The organism is Staphylococcus sp. EG-SA-17 (assembly GCF_017151845.1).
Classification (GTDB): Bacteria; Bacillota; Bacilli; order Staphylococcales; family Staphylococcaceae; genus Staphylococcus; species Staphylococcus aureus.
In genome coordinates this window covers 15,754-38,342 of the sequence record NZ_JACVZO010000027.1, presented here as the reverse complement: position 1 = coordinate 38,342, position 22,589 = coordinate 15,754, and the positions used below count along the sequence as shown (strand labels likewise).

General features: G+C 30.5%; 20 protein-coding genes. 7 read left to right on the top strand and 13 right to left on the bottom strand.

Translation table 11 applies throughout. The annotated features are described in order from the left end of the window. Positions 1 to 171: 171 nt before the first annotated feature. The 3 genes from IDG65_RS11315 to IDG65_RS11305 form a co-directional block, all read right to left on the bottom strand. Positions 172 to 654 (bottom strand): hypothetical protein, encoded by a 483-nt coding sequence (locus IDG65_RS11315; RefSeq protein WP_000714379.1) that lies wholly within the window; start codon positions 652 to 654, stop codon positions 172 to 174. Between the two features lie 74 nt (positions 655 to 728). Then, entirely contained in the window at positions 729 to 3,881 is a 3,153-nt protein-coding gene (locus IDG65_RS11310; protein WP_000080558.1) for a DEAD/DEAH box helicase, read from the bottom strand. A gap of 266 nt (positions 3,882 to 4,147) precedes the next feature. Continuing rightward, positions 4,148 to 4,750, bottom strand: a complete 603-nt coding sequence (locus IDG65_RS11305; RefSeq protein ID WP_000908952.1) for a hypothetical protein — start codon at positions 4,748 to 4,750, stop codon at positions 4,148 to 4,150. 543 nt (positions 4,751 to 5,293) lie between these two features. Between IDG65_RS11305 and IDG65_RS11300 the strand changes: the two genes are divergently transcribed. Then, complete coding sequence (locus tag IDG65_RS11300) at positions 5,294 to 5,713, top strand: DUF1433 domain-containing protein (RefSeq protein WP_000039763.1); 420 nt, start codon at positions 5,294 to 5,296, stop codon at positions 5,711 to 5,713. A gap of 230 nt (positions 5,714 to 5,943) precedes the next feature. On the opposite strand, the gene IDG65_RS11295 is transcribed toward IDG65_RS11300, so the two are convergent. Continuing rightward, on the bottom strand, positions 5,944 to 6,687 hold the full coding sequence (locus IDG65_RS11295; RefSeq protein WP_078158013.1) for a LysR family transcriptional regulator: 744 nt from the start codon (positions 6,685 to 6,687) through the stop codon (positions 5,944 to 5,946). Between the two features lie 90 nt (positions 6,688 to 6,777). Between IDG65_RS11295 and IDG65_RS11290 the strand changes: the two genes are divergently transcribed. Next, the gene (locus tag IDG65_RS11290; protein WP_000543162.1) at positions 6,778 to 7,311 is read left to right on the top strand and encodes a DUF4865 family protein; all 534 of its coding nucleotides are present in this window, start codon (positions 6,778 to 6,780) and stop codon (positions 7,309 to 7,311) included. Positions 7,312 to 7,664: 353 nt separating this feature from the next. On the opposite strand, the gene IDG65_RS11285 is transcribed toward IDG65_RS11290, so the two are convergent. Then, positions 7,665 to 8,525 (bottom strand): LysR family transcriptional regulator, encoded by an 861-nt coding sequence (locus IDG65_RS11285; protein WP_001052508.1) that lies wholly within the window; start codon positions 8,523 to 8,525, stop codon positions 7,665 to 7,667. A 112-nt stretch (positions 8,526 to 8,637) separates the two neighbouring features. Between IDG65_RS11285 and IDG65_RS11280 the strand changes: the two genes are divergently transcribed. Together IDG65_RS11280 and IDG65_RS11275 are read left to right on the top strand one after the other, a co-directional pair. Continuing rightward, positions 8,638 to 9,189 carry a flavodoxin family protein gene (locus tag IDG65_RS11280; protein WP_000627029.1) on the top strand — a complete coding sequence of 184 codons (552 nt, stop codon included), beginning with the start codon at positions 8,638 to 8,640 and terminating at the stop codon, positions 9,187 to 9,189. Beyond that, positions 9,182 to 10,402 (top strand): MFS transporter, encoded by a 1,221-nt coding sequence (locus IDG65_RS11275; RefSeq protein WP_000130758.1) that lies wholly within the window; start codon positions 9,182 to 9,184, stop codon positions 10,400 to 10,402. Before IDG65_RS11280 ends, IDG65_RS11275 begins: the two co-directional genes overlap by 8 nt. A 63-nt stretch (positions 10,403 to 10,465) precedes the next feature. Here IDG65_RS11275 and IDG65_RS11270 read toward each other — a convergent pair whose 3' ends face one another. Together IDG65_RS11270 and IDG65_RS11265 are read right to left on the bottom strand one after the other, a co-directional pair. Beyond that, on the bottom strand, positions 10,466 to 10,762 hold the full coding sequence (locus tag IDG65_RS11270) for a TfoX/Sxy family protein (RefSeq protein WP_000201639.1): 297 nt from the start codon (positions 10,760 to 10,762) through the stop codon (positions 10,466 to 10,468). A 48-nt stretch (positions 10,763 to 10,810) separates the two neighbouring features. Beyond that, positions 10,811 to 11,014, bottom strand: coding sequence for a DUF6007 family protein (locus IDG65_RS11265; protein WP_000389764.1), 204 nt, complete (start codon positions 11,012 to 11,014; stop codon positions 10,811 to 10,813). Positions 11,015 to 11,322: 308 nt separating this feature from the next. Between IDG65_RS11265 and IDG65_RS11260 the strand changes: the two genes are divergently transcribed. Continuing rightward, positions 11,323 to 12,309: a tRNA dihydrouridine synthase gene (locus IDG65_RS11260; RefSeq protein ID WP_000662036.1), complete on the top strand. Its 987-nt coding sequence runs from the start codon at positions 11,323 to 11,325 to the stop codon at positions 12,307 to 12,309. Between the two features lie 57 nt (positions 12,310 to 12,366). Here IDG65_RS11260 and IDG65_RS11255 read toward each other — a convergent pair whose 3' ends face one another. Further along, a complete protein-coding gene (locus IDG65_RS11255; RefSeq protein ID WP_000540837.1) occupies positions 12,367 to 12,939 on the bottom strand; it encodes a TetR/AcrR family transcriptional regulator in 573 nt (190 codons plus the stop codon). Between the two features lie 147 nt (positions 12,940 to 13,086). Here IDG65_RS11255 and IDG65_RS11250 point away from each other — a divergent pair, with 147 nt between their 5' ends. Next, complete coding sequence (locus tag IDG65_RS11250; protein WP_000107170.1) at positions 13,087 to 14,604, top strand: MDR family MFS transporter; 1,518 nt, start codon at positions 13,087 to 13,089, stop codon at positions 14,602 to 14,604. A 1-nt stretch (position 14,605) separates the two neighbouring features. Further along, positions 14,606 to 15,163, top strand: coding sequence for a DUF4811 domain-containing protein (locus IDG65_RS11245; RefSeq protein WP_000633422.1), 558 nt, complete (start codon positions 14,606 to 14,608; stop codon positions 15,161 to 15,163). A 262-nt stretch (positions 15,164 to 15,425) separates the two neighbouring features. Here IDG65_RS11245 and IDG65_RS11240 read toward each other — a convergent pair whose 3' ends face one another. From IDG65_RS11240 to IDG65_RS11220, 5 genes are all read right to left on the bottom strand, one after another. Next, positions 15,426 to 15,893, bottom strand: a complete 468-nt coding sequence (locus tag IDG65_RS11240; protein WP_000575287.1) for a hypothetical protein — start codon at positions 15,891 to 15,893, stop codon at positions 15,426 to 15,428. Continuing rightward, on the bottom strand, positions 15,886 to 16,593 hold the full coding sequence (locus tag IDG65_RS11235; protein ID WP_000667078.1) for a hypothetical protein: 708 nt from the start codon (positions 16,591 to 16,593) through the stop codon (positions 15,886 to 15,888). Before IDG65_RS11235 ends, IDG65_RS11240 begins: the two co-directional genes overlap by 8 nt. 112 nt (positions 16,594 to 16,705) lie before the next feature. After that, complete coding sequence (locus tag IDG65_RS11230) at positions 16,706 to 19,834, bottom strand: type I restriction endonuclease subunit R (RefSeq protein WP_000577171.1); 3,129 nt, start codon at positions 19,832 to 19,834, stop codon at positions 16,706 to 16,708. Then, positions 19,818 to 21,050 (bottom strand): restriction endonuclease subunit S, encoded by a 1,233-nt coding sequence (locus tag IDG65_RS11225; RefSeq protein ID WP_000394002.1) that lies wholly within the window; start codon positions 21,048 to 21,050, stop codon positions 19,818 to 19,820. The genes IDG65_RS11230 and IDG65_RS11225 overlap by 17 nt, the downstream gene beginning before the upstream one ends. Next, on the bottom strand, positions 21,040 to 22,554 hold the full coding sequence (locus IDG65_RS11220) for a class I SAM-dependent DNA methyltransferase (RefSeq protein WP_000190897.1): 1,515 nt from the start codon (positions 22,552 to 22,554) through the stop codon (positions 21,040 to 21,042). The genes IDG65_RS11225 and IDG65_RS11220 overlap by 11 nt, the downstream gene beginning before the upstream one ends. Positions 22,555 to 22,589: the final 35 nt, after the last annotated feature.

Genomic DNA, 22,589 nt, shown 5'->3' with positions numbered 1-22,589 from the left:
TCAATCAAATAACCTCCAATCGAAGATTGAGTTAAGACATGATTATATAATTTAAAAAAGAAAAAATGTAGGAAAAACAGCATTTTCATTTCGCCATTTTCCTACATTTTATAACCGCCATTTACATAAGTTAAAAAAGGAGCTAGCTTTATAATCGCCAGCTCCTTATCGTTATTTTTTATCTTCCATTGTGTAACATACGAGGCCAAATATAATACCACCTATGCTCCAAACGATTAAATCACTTCTAGTATTTCCTAAGTCAGTGAAACCGTATATATCAGCTACAGTGCCTGCTGTCAGCGCCAATGATGTAAATAAAATTGCTACTAAAATTGATTTTAGTTTAACGAAATCCTTACTATTTTTCTTATTTTCTTTATCTTTGCCACGCTTAACATCGTACGCTTTCAAGAAACGCAGTCCAATTAGTGTTTCAATTAAAATCAAAACGATGATGATTTGAGTGGTAATTGATAGTTTAGGCTCCAAAATGTGAATGAATATGTTAGAAATTACTAACGCAAGCAAAACGAGCATTGAATATGCATATAAAATGATAAATTTTGCCCCTTTTAATTCTTCAGTTGTTTCATTCTTGTCTGTTTGAGATCCACTTATTGCATTTAATATCCAGTTGTTAAATTTCTTCATTATTCAATTTTGCTCCTTTTAAAATGTATAAATTGCTCGATAATTAAGTATCAAGTAATACTGTTATTTCAATTTCATTTTACATTTCTTTCTTTAAAAATCGTCTCATAAAATGGTTTCATCTGTATTCTTTGCATGTCGCCAATTACATAAAACTCTTTCTTAGCTCTTGTCACTGCAACGTTTAACAAGTTTGGTTTTTCGCATGACCAGTTCACAGCACCATCTTGGGTATTATCAGTACCTATTACAAAATACACCTTCTGAGCCTCTTTACCTTGAAAAGTATGAACAGTACCAATGGATTTATCGACCCATTGATTAATTTTTGTACGTTCAATATCAATTCTAGTCGGTAGTTGTTGCTTTAACATACGTTTAATCTGTTGCTGTACTGCTGAAAAAGGCGATATTACAAATGAGCTCGGTTCATTTTTACCTTCCTTAATTGCTTCAATCCAATCATCAGCTAATAATCCCACTACTTTTTCACCATGCTCTTTCACAAATTGTTTTTGAACTGCGTTTCCTTTAACGTCATACCAACCTGTTTTACCTACTTTTGTAATATTACTTGGCAACACCATTTTATTATTATAAGCGATTTGGTTAGCTATCGTGAACATAGGTTTTAAACATCGTCTGTGCACCCATAAAGGTATGCCTATCCATGTTTTTTGATTACTATCAGTAGCATCAGATTTCCAAAAGCCATATTGATTGGCGTTGTCTGCAACAGACTGCACAGAAGCTTCTTTAGAAACTAGATATTCCGGAACATGATAATTTTTACGAATGTTATCAATTAAATGACTTTCTAAAGTCACAACCGGTTCTATTTGAATCGGATCACCTACAGCTACAACTTTTTTTGAACGATATAATGCTCCCACAGCTGCTTGAGGTATTGCTTGTCCTGCTTCATCAATAAATAAGTAGTCTATGAAATCTTTTGGTATGCCCCCATACATAGATTTAAAGCTTGCAAACGTCGTACTAACTACTGGAAATATTAAATGCATCACATTCCATGCGTTGTGTACTTTATCTGGATTTGCATCAATTAATTTCCTTCTATCTTTAAAATCATTAATCGCATAATAAATAGTTGTATTATTAGCAATCAATAATAATTTATGCAATATCATTGCTCTTAAAAAAAGCATGGCACGTCTGTATTGAAGTTCGTCACTCGTCCACAGATTAGTAACTTGGCGCTCATCATAATTGTTGTCACTCCAAAAATCTTTTTCTGGAATTGTAATTTTTGACTCAATACGATATGCTTCTAACTCTTGTAATTGTGAATTTAACTCGTCTAATTGCAACTGTACTTTAGTTAATTGTTTAATTAATTTCTCTTTTTCTTTTAGTTTGCTAACAAGGTCTTCATGTTTGTTTTTTTTACATTTCTCTAACTCTAACTGTTGTGTTAATAATTGTTGCTTCTCTTTATTATGATCTTTATAGCTTTCATCTTCTTCTGAATTAAACATCGCTTTCAGTTTGTTAATAAAACCTTTGTTGCTTTCTTTGATGGATTTAATTAACTCATTTAAAGTTTCGAGTTGCTTTGTATTATAATTAATTCGATCACCCAAATCTTCAATTTCTTTATTGTCTCGTAACGTTTCATTATCTAAATGATATATCTGTTCTTCAATACTTGTTTTTTCACTATTAATAACCTGTTCAATCTTAGAGAAAGACTCACAATTTTTATAAACATCATATGCTCTAATAGATTCTTCTTTTAACATTTCAACATGCCTCAACTCTTCTAAAAATGCACATTGATGTGATTGCCATTCACTCATTAACTCGTTATAACTCATACGATTATTCTCATTTTGTAGTAATTTAGCAAAGCCAATATCATTCGCATCTTGTTTTAACATATGACTCAATACTTGGTTAATATTAGTACTTTTACCAAAAACTCCAGAAAATAAGCCCCAGGCACTTTCACCAATCAAATCTTCAGCTATTTCAGCAAAATCTTTTAATTCATGTGCTAAATTTGCATAATTCTGTTCATATTTAGGGAATTTACATTTTTCGGGATTTCTTATAATTTCTTCAATTTTCGGTAAATCTTTAGATATATTTTCAACAGCTCCATTATTACTAGATGCGACTACCATCTTATATTTGGCAATAGATTCCTTTAGTAAGTATACGTATTTATCATCCGTTTCATGAATTTTTGTTTTGACAAATGCATCTTTAGGATTATTTAGTTTAGCTAACTCTTTACCTCTTTCAACTACTAGATGAGCAAATATATCTTTTAATAAAGTAGTCTTACCTGTACCTGGTGGCCCATTAACTGAACTTATTCTTTCATTACCACTCGTAATTTGGTTTACAGCAAGTTGTTGCATTAAAGACAATCTAAACTCAGTCTGTGATGGCCATCGTCCATCAGGCAAACGTGAAGGATGTAAAAATTTGTCAAACATTTCTTTATTTTCATCTACTTCTATGCGCTGACTTTCTTCTACACCTTCAATGTAATCAATTAAAGTTTGGTTGGGAGATTTTCTTGCTTTCTCAATATCACTTATGAAGAAGCTGTTAAATTCCGGCTGTGGTAAATCACTATCTTTCACATATTCTATTGCTACATAATGTCCAAATAATCCATCTTTCTTTGAATTTAATACAGAAAAGTACTCATCATAAGCTTTGTCCATCTTCTTCAATTTAAATTCATTAATTGGTTCATCTGCTAAAATTTCTTTTACTTTTTGAACAAATTTTTCAACAGAATCATTAAATTTTTCTTCTATATTGGCATTTTTGTTCTTTTCAATTTCTTTTAATGCACTCATAATCATCGGAATATGTATAGAATCAACTATCACTTTGCCGTGTTTATCTGTGTTAAATGTGTAACCATAACAGTGTGTCCCATTTGGATTATGAATCTCAGAATAATCATCAAAAATATCCTGAATTTTCAAATTAATTTCATTATAGCGGAAGCAATGTCTATAAAATTTAAATATAAGTTCCCCAGTCTCTGATTTTTCTTCTGATATAATAAAGCGTTCAGCATTCCATATTTCAAAATATTCATCAAAACTTTGAAGTTGTGCTTGCTTTGCACCATTTTTAAAATGTTCAGCTGAGAGTATATCTTCCGCTGTAAAATTTACTTCTCCTGGACTTAAAGATTCAATTAACAACCAAGCCGATAACGTATCATTTAGCAATTGACTCATGAAATCCCACCTTGTTCCCTGTTTGTTTTTTACTTAATGCCATTTTAACAAATAATTTAATCATATTAGTGTTTTTTCAAAAATATTCATATATTATCATTACCATATTTATTCAACAAATGTTTGTAAAATCCTCACTAATAAAATTAATCGATATGACCATAATTCATTATCCAATAAATGACTATAAAAATTTCTTCTATGCCTTCATTTGCAACTAAATTTGGACATCAAAAAAGAGCACTCCTGAATGAGCACTCCCTTAATTATCTTTCCGTTATATTTGTATTGTCGACGGTTTCGATTTCTTTATTTTTATTTGTAGCTTTTTTCGCAACAATTAACAACGTTGAAAGTACTGCTAAAGCTAAATAAGCATAACCGCCCGCTTGTTTCATTACAAAACTACCGTAATAGTATCTTACGCCACCTTCGTCCATATAAATTTTCGTAGTGTGAACCAAAACTAGAGATAAGCCTAGACAAATTGACAAACCAATCGTAGTGTAAACCATGTATTTTTTAAATGTCTGTTTTTTCTTTTTTTGCTTATAAAACGGTAGAAAACATAATCCATATGGCATTAAAAAAATGATACCTGCAATACCAAAGGTAAGTATGACAAGCCAAAAAAGAAACGCTGATACTATATAATATAGATAAAATTGAGAAATACCAGCCGTAGCCAAGATTAGAAATAAAAAAGTAGTAGCGAATTTATATGTCTCACTTACTTTATTAACTTGGTTAAAAAAGTTATCAATTGCTTTATTCTTTTTTGAAATATGTACTATACCTTCTATAATCATCCAAATAATACCACCAATAACTAACAAAGCAAAAACTGGGATTACAAGACTAATTAACATATCGTTCACCTGCTCACCTCTATTTTCAAATAATTGTGATTGAATTGAATCATTCTAATTTTTGTGAAGTTACTTATTCAATTTATTATATTTATTAACTCTATGATAACAAAAATACTGTTTGTGTATAACAATAAATTGAGATACTCAATAATTTGATAATGTGAAATTGATACTTTTCAAAATAGTTGAGTATGGCAATTAATGATTAGTTTTTCAAATCATTTTTTAGCGGTTGTCGTTATGATTTAAGGTGAGTACAGTCGCCGTTGTGATGCTTTGTAATTGTACTATGTTATAAGATAAATAAATGTTATAGATGTCTTCATTCATAATTAACGCTATTTAATGGTTATGAGACGATTGAACAAATGCACGAACTTCTGTAGTATCAAAGATGTAAGTTACATAGATAAAATGATTATTTTAGTGCGCGTTCTTTTGATCTATGTAAAAGCGTGCCGATAAATTCAGAAGCACTCGTGTACCTTGTTTGGAAATTTCAATTGCTCCTATGCCCTTACTAATATCGGAGTTGATATCATGTCAAAAAAATACATTTTAATTATTATCGGTACTATATTCACTATAGCCTTCATTATTGTAGGCGTCATTCTTATAATGAAGTATAACGAGCTTATGAAACAAAAAGAATTTTACTACAAGCAGCAACAAGAACGTATTACATTGTATCTTAAACATAATACAAAAGAGCCTAATACGATTAAGTCGGTACATTTTACAAGTTTGGACAAAGGTCCTCTTGATGAAAGAATCATTGAAGGCTATATCAATAATAATAAGGACGACGGTTTTGTTGCTTACATGGTACCTGCATATAATCATCAGTTTGGTGGTGATATGCTTAGAGACGAAACGGTACAGAAATTACTAAAACCATCAAAGGATAGGAAATCTCCTGATCAAATTAAAAAAGAATTGAAAGAGAAAAGGTCTAAGTAAAATTTAGTTCGAACAATATTTAGCTCCTCACCTCATAAAAGTTACAATAATAAATTTTATGAGTGGAAAAGGCTGATAAGGGAATCCGCTTTTTCCTATCTACAAAGACCACTACTTTAAAATAACGAATTTACCAATTAAAAAGCAAAAATTCTTTTCTATCACATCGCTCATTCTAACTACTAGAATCTTAATATCGTTCTTGTAATTTAAACTCAATCGACTTTCAATTAATGATGCATAATATGATTATAAGTATAGTAGCTAACTTCAAATATCTTAGAAATGTCCTGTACTATATCTCTTTTATTCTCAAAAGTCATAGGTAATAAAGCCTTTCCTTTTCCTTGTTCAACTAAGTTTATTATTGCTGCCAATGAATCAAATTCCATTACCCGTTGTGAATCAAGCTTAATATCTAAAGTTATTTTCCTTAAAGGACAAAACTCATCTTTATTTATTAGTAAAGGCTCTTTATCATAATTACTTCCATTACTGTAAAGCGTTACTTTCATAGTATCAACATTACTAAGTCTATAATTTGAGTCATTAATTTTTATGAATGAAATAACCTTATCATAATTATTTTTTTCTATAGCTTTTCTAATATTTCCACTAGAAATAAAATTAATTGAGTTATTCGACATCATAATTTCTTCGCTCTCAGATAAATAATTAAATAACAGTTCTGAGCATAAAATAGACATAGTGTTATATTTCATTTTATTTTTTATAGTCTCTGTATCTCTTAATACTTTTTTGCTATACGCTAAAAATTCTTCGCCTGCTTTAGTTGCCTTAGCACTTTTTTGATTTCTAAAAAGCAAAACTACACCTAATTCATTTTCAAGCTTGCTAATTCTTTGAGATATATTAGATTGTGCATATCTAAGTTTAATTGCAGCTTTATTGATAGATGCTTCTTCACATACAGTTATAAAAATTTCCAAATCATTAAAGTTCAATTTAATCACCTATCACTTTTTATGATAACTATATCACAATTGGATAATATGAGATTTTACTTATTATTGCTATCCTTTTTATAAAAGGGGGTATGCTAAATGCATGCAATGCAATATCATGTTAAGTTGCCTAGTGATTACAATATGGAAATAATTAGAGATAGAGTTCGATTAAATGGTTATAAGACTGATGGATTTAAAAATTTAATTATAAAAGCTTATTTAATAAGTCAAACAACTAGTAATTGCATTACAAATACTTATTCACCATTATATTTATGGAGAAGTTCAGAGGGGATGACTGAATTTATATTCAATGGATTTTATGATAATGTTATTTCTTCTTTTGGATGGCAAAATATAAATATTGGTGTGATATATTCAATGAACATAACCGATTCTGTTAAACATAGTCTTTATGCGCTTGAAGAATATATCGACATTTTCCCTACTTTATCTCTAAAAGAAATAGAAATCAAAAAATTGTTTAGAATCTTCGATAATGCAGTTGCAGAAATTATAATTTATAATCCTGATAAGTGGAAGTTTGTGAAATATTCATTTATTGAAAATCTTCCAAAGAGTCTCAATCCAAATATAAAAATTTATGATGTACTATATATCTCACAATGAAAGTACAGATTTAAAGTTATTATTATCAACATTAGAAAACAGACTAAAATAATTTATCTGAACTTATTAATAATAAAGAACCTGCTAGATGACAGCTATTTAAAATACATAAGCTACTCATTTAGCAGGTTAAAATATTAATCAATCCATACTAACTAGTATGATTCAAAGGTTTTCATCTATTAAATTCTTTACTATTTTGAAAATGAATGCCCGCAATTGAAATTTCAACTAGAAATAATCCTTATTAAAGATATAAATCACCTGTTTTTATATTGAATTACTTTTTCATTAACATCTCATTTAAATTATTATCTTTGAGTTTCACCATAACTACACGTTTTCACCAATATTTATAAAAAGACATCTTTTACAAAAGATTCTAGTACTTGCTTACTGGATTCAGGATTAATTATCAAAGTTGTTTCTAAATTCGGAATATCGACATCGACATCTATTTGAAACAAACTTTTATTTTGTAATTCATCTGCAACAATAAACTCCGGCAATAGCGCAATCCCATCTGAATTTTTCAAGTGTTTTTTCAATGACTCAATTCCTAGAAATTCAATCATTTGTTTTGTTGAAAAGCTATATTTATAGAGAATCTTTTCTAACTGTTCTCTGTAACTACACCCTTTTTCAGTAACAAGTAATGTATGGTTTTGAATATCGTTTAATTTGAAATCTTTCATCTCTTTGTTAGTAACAAATATTAAACGTTCTTCAGTTATAGGAATAGCAGTTAAGTTACTATTAATAATCTTTTCGTCTGTGATAAGGCTAATATCCGATTTGAAATTAGCAATTTCTTCTTTAATATAGAAATTAGAATGTGCGGATTTAAACTTCAAGTTTACATATGGGTGTTCAGCTAACCATTCACTAATCTTATTATAGTAGCGATACAAATACTGACTTTCTTGCATGTTAATACTTATATTTACCTTCTTATTGTAAAGTCCTTTTATTTCTCTCTCGTATTCGCTATTACTATCTAAAATCACTTTAGCGTATTTAACGTATGCTAAGCCTTCTTCCGTTAGTTCCATACCATATTTTTTTCTATAAAATAATTTAACATCTAATTGCCTTTCTAATTTTTCAATATGTGTAGATACAGTTGACTGTGAATAGTTAAGTAACTCTGATGCTTTAGTAAGGTTCTTTGTTTCACTAGTTACTAAAAATGATTTTAAAATGTTTAAGTTCAAAGTAGTACCTCCTTTAGGATTCACTTTTATCGAATCCTGAATTCTAAGAATTCTGATTTAATAATAATATATTAAATATTATTATAAAGGTAAATCGAAAGGAGTTATGACTATGATTACTTGTTTATTTGGAAGTAGTAGAAAAGATGGCAATTCAGCTATCGCAGTAGAGAATCTATTGAAGAATTTAAATGTCAACTTTGTGAATTTATATCAAAGCAACATTGAAAAGGTTACAGATAATCGTCATAGCAAAGGTGCCAACTTTCATAATGATGATTACGAACAAATTTTAATCAAAGTTTTAGAATCAGATATTATTATTTTTTCAACACCACTCTATTGGTACTCCATGAGTGCGTCTTTAAAACTCTTCATTGATAGATGGACCGAGTCATTGCGAGATACGCAAATAGACAACTTCAAAGAAATCATGTCACAAAAAAAGTATTTGATTTTAATCATAGGTGGCGACAATCCACATACCAAAGCACAACCTTTAGTCAACCAATTCAAATTAATATTTGAGTTTATGAATATTACTAACTATAGATTTTTGATCGGCGAAGGCAATAAACCATTCGATATTTTAAACGACTCTCAATTTATAGAAGAGCTCGCAAATATAAATCTTGCATTGAAAAAAGGTGATATTTATGACTGATTTGTTGAAAATTAAAAACTTCAGATTGTTCTTTTTAGCAGAAATAATTTCAGCATTCGGAGTTGGAATTAGTACAGTTGGGGCTAATTGGTATTTAATCGACAAAACTAACGACTCCCAACTATTAGGTATTATGTTAGCTTTAAATGTATTATCCGGTTTCTTAGCTTCTCCTATAATAGGTGGACTAGCCGATAAATATAATAGACGAAATATTATTTTAATCACCTATCTTCTTCAGGTAATATTATATTTACTCATTGTCATAGCACTCGTAATGATAGGATTTGAGACCTATTTAGTGATTGGATTTGCGATTGTTAATGGGATAGGTTGGACTACGTATATGGCAACATCTAGAAGTTTAGTTAAACAGATTTTAAAACCAGATCAATATACAGATGCAAATTCTCTATTAGAGATTAGTTTGCAAACAGGTATGTTTATTGCAGGTGGATTATCAGGAATATTATATGAGATAAATGGATTCACTCTAATTATAGCGATGACTATAATGATGTTTCTAATCAGCATTTTTATGTTATTTAGATTGCATGTAGATAAACCAACTCATTCAGAGGAAGAATCAACAAATAGCTTATTGCAAGAATATTTATTAGGATGGAAATTTTTAAAAGACAACATGATGATATTTATTTTTGGAGTTATTTCAATCATACCAATGGTGTTTACAATGATCTTTAACATATCATTACCAGGATATGTATATAATGTTTTAAAAATTTCGTCTGTACAATTTGGTTTTTCAGATATGTTATATGGCATTGGAGGATTATGTGCAGGTTTAATTTCAGCTATTCTTTCGAAGAAAATCTCAACTAAAGTATTGATATTTTTGTTATATTTCATATTAGTCATAAATTCAGCACTATTTATTTGGATAAACTCAGCATTTTACTTATTCATAGGATCATTTATACTAGGCTACTCAATTTCATCAATCAGAATTTATATGAATACAGCTATAATGAACACTGTTTCAGATAAATATGTCGGTCGCTCATTTACGATATGGACGTCAATTTCATTGTTACTGCAGAGTTTCATTGCTCCATTTTTAGGAAGATGGATTAATGAAATTAATGATAAATTCGGTTTCTATATTATACTCATTTTATCCTTACTCATATTTGTTACACTGCTGATCGTTAACAAAACAGACAAAATAAAATATGCACATAAAGAAGAGTGACGGTCACTCTTCTTTAACAAGCGACCATTTATCGATGGGCTTAGTTCTCTCTGCACCCACACTTCACTTTTTCAAATCATTTTTTATGGTCTTAAATAAATCAGTGAGATTTGTTGCTTCGTCAAAGTCTGGAATTAATATCATTTCTTTAGCACCTGGGTACGGGGAAACTAATGTATTATCTTGCAATTTCTGCTGAGCACTTTTAGTCGCCTTGACCAATAATCTATTATCATACAAACCACCTATAACCACGCCATCATAATAAATAATATATTCTCCCATCATCTTTCTTGTCTTAACCGCGTTTGAATTCACATGATTTAAAAATAAATCATGTACATCTTTCTTAGTCGCCATTGTAATCGCTCCTTCAGTTTTATGTTTAATCACATTCGTATTAATGAATCATTTCGTGCTGCTCTTAATTTTATCTATAATTATATGCGTAGTTAAAATCAAACCTATGGAAAAGAAAATAATGATAACAATGTTAAGAAATATCGTTATAAAATTATAGTTTGGAAGGTATGCGAATAGCAGAAACATAGGTATCGCAAAAAATAAATCCCACCAACCTAAACTTTTTAAAGAATGCTTTAAATCTTCCATAATATCACCTTTATAAATTTGTCTTTGTTATAAGATAACTAAAAAATCGCTTTACTGTAAAAGTAGCCAAAGAAAATTCTGAATCATTTTCATAAGTAGTGTATCATTAATAATGAACAATCTAATACGATAATCCTTGATCTGTATACTGATCAACTTACCACAACATTCATTTTAGACTACTCTTAGACTTCCCTTTCAAATGGTTGTATCAACTAAAATTCCTTTTGTATAAGTTCGTCTTTTGTGGTAATATCATCATGCATAAAAAATCGAGATACTAATTATAAAGAGGGTATAAATATATTATGAAAGAAAATTTTTGGAGTGAATTACCACGTCCATTTTTTATTTTGGCGCCAATGGAAGACGTTACAGATATCGTCTTTCGACACGTTGTAAGTGAAGCAGCTAGACCGGATGTGTTTTTCACTGAATTTACAAATACCGAGAGCTTTTGCCACCCTGAAGGCATACATAGTGTGCGTGGACGCTTAACTTTTAGCGAAGATGAACAGCCGATGGTCGCTCATATATGGGGAGATAAGCCAGAACAGTTCCGTGAAACGAGTATTCAATTAGCTAAAATGGGCTTTAAAGGAATAGACTTAAATATGGGATGTCCTGTAGCAAATGTTGCTAAAAAGGGTAAGGGTTCCGGCTTAATCTTAAGACCTGACGTCGCTGCCGAAATTATTCAAGCAACTAAAGCAGGTGGACTTCCGGTAAGTGTTAAAACACGCCTTGGCTACTATGAAATCGATGAATGGAAAGATTGGTTGAAGCACGTCTTCGAACAAGATATTGCCAATTTATCTATTCATCTTCGTACACGTAAAGAAATGAGTAAAGTAGATGCACATTGGGAATTAATCGAAGCTATTAGAAATTTACGTGACGAAATTGCACCAAATACATTGTTAACAATTAACGGTGATATTCCCGATAGAAAAACAGGACTTGAACTTGCAGAAAAATATGGCATTGATGGCGTCATGATTGGTAGAGGCATTTTCCATAATCCATTCGCTTTTGAAAAAGAACCACGCGAACACACAAGCAAAGAACTATTAGATCTGTTGAGATTACATTTATCATTGTTTAACAAATATGAGAAAGATGAAATACGACAATTCAAGAGCTTGCGTAGATTCTTTAAAATCTATGTGCGTGGCATAAGAGGCGCTAGCGAACTTCGCCATCAATTGATGAACACACAATCAATTGCAGAAGCACGAGCACTTCTAGATGAATTTGAAGCCCAAATGGACGAAGACGTTAAAATTGAATTATAGATGTAATGAAGGTCAAGGAGGAATATAATGTTCCTCCTTTTTTGTTATTCATTAAAATTATAACCCTATTGCTTTTCTTAATCCTTTTAACTGGATATCCCTAATTGTTAAAGCTATTTCATCAATATCTACTTCGTCTTTATGAGCTGACCAATATTGTAATGTTTTTATCATAATAACAAATACATATTCCTTTACTAAGTCTGCTCGTACTTGAGAAATATGATTACGTTGTTCTATATCTATAAATCTTCTTGATATTTCATTCTTGAGTTTCATCTCAAAACTGGAATCACCATTATATCCTAACAATCGATATATCGTGTTCGAATATGGCTCTAATGTTTCAAACAGATATTTAAACATCTCAATATCTAATAAATTCTTCTCTGAAGCGTTCTCGTCTATCTTTTGCCTTTCTTTATGAATATGTTCTAAAATTTCTTCTTCTATTTCTGATATTAATTCATATTTATCATCATAATACCTGTAAAAAGTACTTCTTGTTATTTCCGCTTCTTCTACTATTTGATTGATTGTAATGAAATCAAACTTATTGTTCTCTAATAAACTCACTAAAGCATTTTTTATATTACGCTGAGTTAAGACCGTTTTCCTTTTATACCCCATATGATCACTCCTATAAATGAATATAACACAAAATAAAACAAAGTGTCACAAATTGTACAAAGTATATGATTTTGTTCTGTTCTGTTTATAAAGTAGGTGTTATATTTTCAAAGTATTAATTTTAAAAACCTATAGGAGGCTTGCTTTATGTCTACTCAAAAAAGTAATGCAATGAATTTAGATATTCATGGCAATCAATATAAACCCAAAATTATAATGAGCATTATATTATTAGCTACATTCTCTGGTGCATTGATGCAGACTTCATTAGGTACCGCTCTACCTACTTTGATGAACGATTTTGATATCGATTTTAGTACTGCTCAACAAGCAACAACTTGGTTTTTACTCGCAAATGGTATTATGGTACCACTTTCGGCATTTTTAGCGACGCGCATATCTACTAGATTGTTACATGTATACTCTTACGGCGCCCTATTATTCGGATTAATTCTTACTGCAATCGCACCATCAAATCAAGATGGCTGGTTAATATTTCTAGCTGGACGTATTGTTACAGCAATTGCTGTTGGTTTAATGATGCCATTGTTACAAATCATCATTATTTATATGTTTCCAATAAAACAACGTGGTACTGCAATGGGTCTGAGTGGTTTAGCAGTAGGTCTCGCACCTGCAATGGGTCCAACTTTTGCTGGTTGGATATTAAACAAAAACCACGAGGTACTAGGTATTACAATTTCAGACTCATGGCGTAATATTTTTGTTCTTCCAATCATTATTATAGCGATAGCATTTATATTAAGCTTCTTCTTCATGAAAGATGTTATACCTAATCGTAAACTTAAATTAGATCTCTATTCTCTAATACTTTCTTGTATCGGTTTCGGATTATTTTTATGGGGATTTTCAAACGTTGCAAGCGAAGGATGGGGAAATATAAATTACGTTATTTTACCAATTTTTTTAAGTATCATTGTTCTTACCTTGTTCGTTATCAAACAATTAAAATCTAAAGATCCTTTCTTGGATTTACGCGTTTTTAAATCTAAAGGTTTCATGATAGCGACAATTGGTTTAATCGTTGTAACTATGGCAATGTATGGTGTTGAAATGATGTTACCCACTTACTTACAGAATATACACGGTTTCTCACCATTTGAATCTGGTTTAACACTTTTAGCTGGAGCACTGATGTTGGGATTTATCTCTCCAATTTCAGGAATACTGTACAATAAAATTGGCATTAAAAGATTAGCGTTCGTTGGTTTCACTATTTTAACTTTAGCTTCAGTTCCATTTGGATTTTTAACAGTTAACACATCACCAACACTTATTCTTGTTCTATATGCAGTAAGAATGTTTGGTGTGGCAATTTTAATGATGCCACTCACAACAAATGCGATGGATGCTTTACCAGTTGAAAAAGGCACACATGCTACAGCAGTAAATAATACTGCTAGACAAGTAGCATCATCTATAGCAGTAGCATTACTGACATCTGTTACTCAAAATATTATTAACAACCATATGCCTGCAGATAGTTTAAAAGAAAGCAATCCACTCAAATATGCACACCTTGCTCAACAAGCATCAATCGATGGCTTTAATACTGCATTTATAATTGGCATTTTCTTTGCAATTATAGGTATCATTTTAGTTCCATTTTTAAAAATGAATATTATTGAAAGTGAGGATAAATAATATGATAACAACGATTGTTTTAACTTTATGTACTTTTGTTAGTTGGTTATTAATTCCTCATAAAATCACACGCTATATATTAGGAACATTATTTACTCTTGCGTTGACACTAACAATCATTGGTATTACAGCTAATATGACTAACCATTGGGGTATGGAAAAGAAAGTAATCACATCAAATAAAAAAGAAATTTTTACTGGTGGTCCTAAAAATAATCCAGCTAATATATTAATAATCAATGAAATAGGAAAAAATACAAATAACTATGTCATGGTCTATAGAGATCATCCTAAGGATAAAAAACCTACAACTCATTTCAAGCCTAAAATGGATAAAAATAATATATCTGAGTCCGTTAAGCATCAAGCTAAATATGAAGTAAAGAATACTGATAAGGCAACACAGCAAACCCAAAAAGAAGTTTGGGTTTGGAAATCAGATTTATATAAATCATTACTAAGCTTCGATGAAAGTGAAAACGAATTAATTCAATCAACAACTACAGTTACCGTTCCAAAAGATACTTGGGTTATCATAAATGCCAAAAAAGACAAATAGAAAATACAGATTTATTTAGCTATGCCAAATTTTAGGAATAACAAAAAACACCTTGTATGATTCAAATTAAGCAGAAGCACGAGCACTACTAGATGAATTTGAAGCCCAAATGGACGAAGACGTTAAAATAGAATTATAGGTGTAATAAAGGTTGAGGAGGAATTTAAGTTTCCTCCTTTTTTGTTTGTGTTAAAGACTTTTTGGTATGAACTAGAGTGATTTAAATTTAATAATTTGTTAACTTGTTATCATCAGTTGTTTTTTATTCGTGTTTTCTTAAATAACTAGAAAAATGTTTAAATAATCCTATATACATTAAAGTTGAAAAGCTAGTATCCATAACCTTCCCTGAATGATATAAGGATAAAATCTCATTATTATTCAAATAATATTTTTTATTTTCAATAAATTCATTAATTACATGAGCACTACTGTGCAACTCCAATAATTTATCTAGTGACTCTAAATATAAATTATTAGACACACAAAAACTTTTTTTAACTTGAAATGGACCTATAGAAAAGTCTTTTTTTATACAATATTTTTGAAAATACTTTACTAATATATACTCCGCTATCTTTATAATATTTGAACCTCTATGCATGTTCTCAATACAATAAATATAACTTAACATATCAAAGTTATCATTAAAATTCATTTTTAAATGTAAAATTTCGCATTTATTATTTTCAAATAAATGTATAATTTTCTTCAAATAATATTCAATCATCTTTCATAATCCTATTCAACAATCTAAAAACTTTTTTAATTTTGAATGGTGAAGAACTTTTCGACTCGTCTGGTATAATTGTTTCATTATTATTTTTTATTATCGTCTCATTTATCTCTCTATTACTCTCACGATGTTTTTCAATGGCATATTCCATTTTCTTTTCATAATTTGTAGGATTAAAAAATAGACTAGGTATCACCAATAGAAGATATAAAATTATTCCACTTTTATGCTCTTGCCAAAGTGTTACTATACTAATATCATCAAATAATACTACTAAAGTAAATACAGTAAGAGTAGAAATAATAAGCGCTAAAAAAACAAAAGATACATACATATAGTTCAACAAACTTTTCATCTCATTGTTAGGTAAATCATGCCTAATTTTAAACGCCGGATAAATAATTAAAATCGAACCCAACAATGTACTTAGTATACACACACTACATACTAATTCAATTTCAAAAAAATTCTTAAGTATTAAAAACAAAATACAGTTAAAACTAGCAATCAATATCATTCTATTCAAAATTTTCTTGATAGTTAAACCTCTTCCTATTAAAAAGAATTCTGAAAAAGAAAAGTATTGTTCCGGCGTTAACTTTCTTTGAATATAAAAGACAAACATTAAGGCAAATGCAGAACAAATCACTAATATCCCTATCATAATATTACTTATAATTAAGTCGAATTTCATATCAATCTCCTTTTCTCTATAGTCTACCGGTATATTGACACTTTTTTATATACTCTGTCTTAAATGTTTAATTTTAAAAAAGTATCTAACAGGTCAACAATATAAACAGTATTTATTTATATTGTTGACTTGCCATTAATTCTGCTTGTTCCACTACTTGTTCTACTGCCATTTTTTGTATGTCTGGTGGATAACCATATTTCTTTAATAGTCGTCTTACTTGGACTCTCATTTTAGCCTTTGCGCTCTCACGTTTTGACCAGTCTACGCTCATATTATTCTTAACCGTTTTTGTTAATTCATGTGCAATAGCCCTTAATTCTTTATCATCCATCGCTTCTTTTGCTGTTTCATGTGAAGCTAATGCGTCATAAAATGCAATTTCTTCAGTACTTAAACCTAATTCTTTTCCTCTTTCTTTTTCTTGATTTATTTCTTTCGCCATTTGAATTAATTCTTCTATGACTTTTGATGCTTCGATAGAACGGTTATTATATTTTTGTATTGATTTACTTAGCATCTCAGAAAACCTTTTAGATACAGTAGTATTAGTTTTCATTAATGACTTAACTTGTCCTTTGAGTAATTTGTTCAACAATTCAACTGCAACATTTTTTTGCTGTAGTCCTTCTACATCTTTTAAGAAATCATCCGACAATATTGAGATATCTGGATTTTCAATTCCGAGTGTTTGATAAATATCTACAACTTCTTCAGTTACAACTGACTTTGAAATCAATTGATTTATTTCTGCTTCTATTTCAGCAGGTGTCTTTTTAAGCTTGCTTCCTTCATTAGGTGGAGCTAATAATTTAACAAGTCCTGATTTTACTGCTTTTAAAAACGCAATTTCACTATTTAGTTCTTGAGCAGCTTCCTCTGTTGCACATAATGCAAAAGCCTTAGAAAGTTCTGTAACTGTTGTCACAAATCGCTCTCTTTCTTTCTCACCTAATCCAATGATATAATCCATCGTATTTGAGATAGCATTATAGCGATTTAATTGATCTTCTGACTCAAAGTCAGAATAGTCATGGTTATATAGCATATCTTGAATGATATCGTATTTCACTAACATTAGTTCTAGCGCTTTATCTGTATCTATACCTGTTTGTTCTCTATCAGAGTCCGTATACTCTTTTAGTGCTTCCTTCAGGCTTTCAGCAATACCTACATAGTCAACAATTAAGCCACCTGGTTTATCTTTAAATACTCTATTAACACGTGCAATAGCTTGCATTAAATTATGACCTTTCATCGGTTTATCTATGTACATTGTATGCATTGAAGGTACATCAAATCCTGTTAACCACATGTCTCGCACAATTACGAGTTGCAGTTCATCATTAATATCTTTCATACGATTCTCTAAAAGGTTTCTTCTCTTTTTCGGACCTATATGTTTTTGGAAGTTTTGCGGATCACTTGATGAACCTGTCATAACGACTTTAATTACACCTTTGTCGTCATCATCAGAATGCCATTCAGGTTTAAGTCTTATAATTTCATCATATAAATCAACTGCAATACGACGACTCATTGTGACAATCATACCTTTACCGTTCATTGCCTTCTGTCTTGTTTCAAAGTGATTAATAATTTCAGTCGCTAAAGCATGTACTCGTTTTTCTGCACCAGATAGAGCTTCTATACGTGACCATTTAGATTTCAATCGAGATTTAGTATCTTCTTCTTGGCCAAAAGTAATGACATCATATGCATCATCAATATCTAAATCAGTTGGTAAATTTAATGGAATAATACGACTTTCATAGTATATTTTAACCGTACTACCGTCTTCTACAGACTGTGTCATATCATATACATCAATATAATTACCAAATACCATTTGCGTATTCTTATCTGTCGAAGATACAGGTGTTCCAGTAAAACCAACGAACGAAGCGTTAGGTAAAGCGTCTCTTAAATATTTTGCATAACCATATTTTATACCTTCACCTTTTTCATTGTAAGTTGCTTTAAAACCATATTGTGTGCGGTGTGCTTCGTCTGCCATAACTACTACATTTTTACGTTCTGTTAAAGCATCCATTGTCACTTGACCTTCTTCAGGTTCGAATTTCTGCATAGTTGTAAATACAATACCACCTGATTCTACAGATAATAGTTCTTTCAATTCTTTTCGTGATTCTGCTTGTTTAGGTGTTTGTCTTAGTAATCCTTTACCTGAGCGTCCTTTGGACTTAACAAAAGTACCATATAATTGATTGTCTAAGTCATTACGGTCTGTTACGACCACTAATGTTGGATTATTTAATTTTTGAATTAACTTTCCTGAGAAGAAGACCATTGTCAAACTCTTACCAGAACCTTGTGTGTGCCAAATAACGCCGCCCTTACCATCACCATGTTCAGATGTTGCTTCCATAGCACGATCAACAGCTTTATTAACCGCATAATATTGATGATATGCAGCTAATATTTTAACTATATTTCCTTTACCATCATCTTGGAACAAAACAAAATGACGAATTAAATCTAATAGTACCTCTTTATTTAACATACCGTGAATCAATATATCTAAACTACGAAACGTTGATGAATCTTCAGTTTTTCCATCTTTAGTACGCCAAGTCATAAAACGGTCATAATCAGCAGTTAAAGAACCAGCTTTTGTATTGACACCATCACTCGTTACTAATACTGCATTATGATTAAATAATTGTGGAATTCTCATTTTATAAGTTTCTAACTGATGATACCCGTCTTCAATACCAACAGATTCATTTGTAGAATTTTTCAGTTCAATTACCACTACTGGTAATCCATTTATGAATAACACAATATCAGGTCTTTTTTTATAATCTCCATTTACAACAGTTAATTGATTAACCGCTAAGAAATCATTATTTCCTGGGTTATCAAAGTCAAGCACATAGACCAAATCATTAATCGTCTCACCATCATCATTATAGTGTTCAACCTCGATACCATTAGTAATCATTTCATGGAAAGAACGATTATTCTCTAATAAACTAGGAGACTTCTCAATAGAAATTTCATGAATTGCCTGTTCAATTGCACTATTGTTTAGTTCAGGATTAATGCGTCTCAAAGCTGCTTCCAAACGATCATCAAGCACAACATCTTTGTCGCTCTCCCGTTCATTCATAATCCCATTGTCACTACTATCTCGACCATTCTTAACAGAATAGCCAAGACCCTCAAACCACTTCAGTGCAACCTGTTCTAAATCATCTTCACTAAATTGAAAGATCATCTTCATTCACCTCGATGTCATCAGGTATCTCAATTTCACCTGACATTAATTTTGGTAATAATGTGTCACGGAGTTGGGTTAATTTCTTGTTTTCTATGATTTTTTGATCCATCATTTTTAAAATATGATTGTTTTTCTTTTGATATTTTGAAAGCAAAGTTGCATTGGTGGGCATTACTACTTTAGTATTCTTAATATCTTTTTGAGATAATAGAGGTTGTGTAGAACCTCTATTCAATGATATATAGTCTATACTTTTAAGTACTTGATATATAATGCTTTCAAAATCACTTGTTATTACAAAAGTATTATCTGATGGCCATGTTCTTGTAGAAAACCTTTGGATTACACCATGAGTTCCTACCCTACCAATTATAATAATTTTTTCATTATATAAATAATCATTCGTATAACCCACTATTTTACTAGCACCAATTATTGGCACCACATTTTCTATATCTTCTTTATCAACTTTATTTTTAGGTCTTTTACCACTTTTTATTTTTATATAATTTCCTAATTCATCAACTTTCCAACTCCTAGGTATTTCACCCAATTCACTATCAACCATCTCTCCACCGCTTGATTTGTATGGATTTCCATTTTCATCAGGAAATTCAAAATCAACAAACCAACGTTTGAATAGTGTTTGAGAAAGTTCTTCAAGATTTGCTATGATTTTTTGATTGATTTTTTCTTTTTTTAAAAGTGCTAATAGTATATGACTAATTTTCATCTGATTTTGAAGACTAGGTATAGTAATTTTAAGTTTTGAAATCATTTCGTTATTTAAACTTGCTCTTGTAGACATGATAGACATAGAATTTACTTGATTTCTAAAATTATTACTTCTAAAATAAAATGCAGCAAATACTGGTAACAATTTATTCTCACAATATTTGTTTGGTCTTAATCTTTTGGTAAATCCATTAAAAGTCGCATTTTTATAGTCTTTTAAAGCTACTGCACTTATACCTAACTCATTTTGTTTCTCACTAGTTCTTGTTAAAAAAAGGTCTCCTTTTTTAACTGAATACTTTTCTCTTTCTTTTTCTTCAGTTATAACTTGCCCAGAAAACTCATTAGGTAATATTAAATTATCGAATACATCTTTAAATGTTAAAAAAGGTGTACCAGTACCAAAATATTTTCTATTTTTTGATAAACCTGAACTAATAGTATATAAATCAGTTAAATTAAATGTTTCAAACTCCATAACCTAATCCCTCCAATGACTTACGGATTTGGTCCTCGAGTTCTTTTGATTTCGCAAATTGTTCACTTAAATCTGCTGTGATTCTTTCCATTTTCTGTTCAAATGGTTCTGAGTCTTCTTCTACTTCTGCTAATCCTACATAACGTCCCGGCGTTAAGATATATTCATTGTTTTTTATTTCTTCTGTCTTTGCTACTTTACAGAAACCTGCTTTATCTTCATATTGGTTATTGTTTGTTCCACGCCATGAGTGATAAACATTTGCTATATCTTTTATTTCATCATCTGAGAATTCTTTTAATGTTCTTGATACCATGCTTCCTATATTTCTAGCATCTATAAATAGTACTTCTCCACGTCGTTCATTCTTGCCATTTTTAGCTTTATTTTTTGTCATGAACCACAAACATACTGGAATTTGAGTTGAATAGAATAGTTGCCCTGGTAATGTGACAATACACTCAACCATGTCTTGTTCAATTAAGTTTTTACGTATTTCTAATTCATCTTTACCACTTGTAGACATCGAACCATTCGCTAAAACAAATCCTGCTGTACCACTTGGGGCAAGTTTAGAAATCATATGTTCAATCCATGCATAGTTGGCATTGCCTTTAGGTGGAATACCAAATTTCCAGCGGTAATCATCTTGTAATTTTTCTCGTCCCCAATCACTTGCATTGAATGGTGGATTAGCCAATATAAAATCAGCTTTCAAATCTTTATGTAAATCATTATGAAATGTGTCTGCATGATGATCACCTAAATTATTATCTATACCTCGAATAGCCAAATTCATTTTCGCTAATTTCCAAGTAGTCGGATTAGATTCTTGACCATAAACAGCAATATCATCTATACGACCTTGATGACGTTCGATAAAATGTTCACTCTGTACAAACATTCCGCCCGACCCACAACAAGGGTCATAAATTCTACCTTGATATGGTTCAATCATTTCAACAAGCAATTTAACTATTGAAGCTGGTGTATAGAATTCCCCAGCATTCTTACCCTCAGCGCTTGCAAATTTTGCGATAAAGTATTCATAAACACGACCTAAAATATCTTGCTTCTTACTTTCAGAATCTCCAACTTTGAATGTAAATAGGTCAATAATATCGCCTAATTTTTCTTTATCTAATGCAGGTCTTGCGTAATCTTTAGGTAATACGCCTTTTAAAGACTCATTTTCTCTTTCAATTGCTATCATTGCTTTATCGATAATTTGACCAATTTCTGGTTTCTTAGAATTATCATTTATGTATTGCCATCTTGATTCTTTAGGAACCCAGAAAATATTTTCTGCTAAGTATTCATCTTTATCTTCTTCATCGGCATATTCATCATTTAATAATTCTTCATACTTTTCCTCAAAAGAATCAGAAACATATTTTAAAAATATAATACCTAATGCTACATTTTTATATTCTGCTGCATCCATACTTCCACGTAACTTATCCGCCGCTTGCCATAACTTTTCTTCAAATCCAATTGTTGCCATATTTTTATTTTTCTCCTTTTCATGTTAAAACTGAA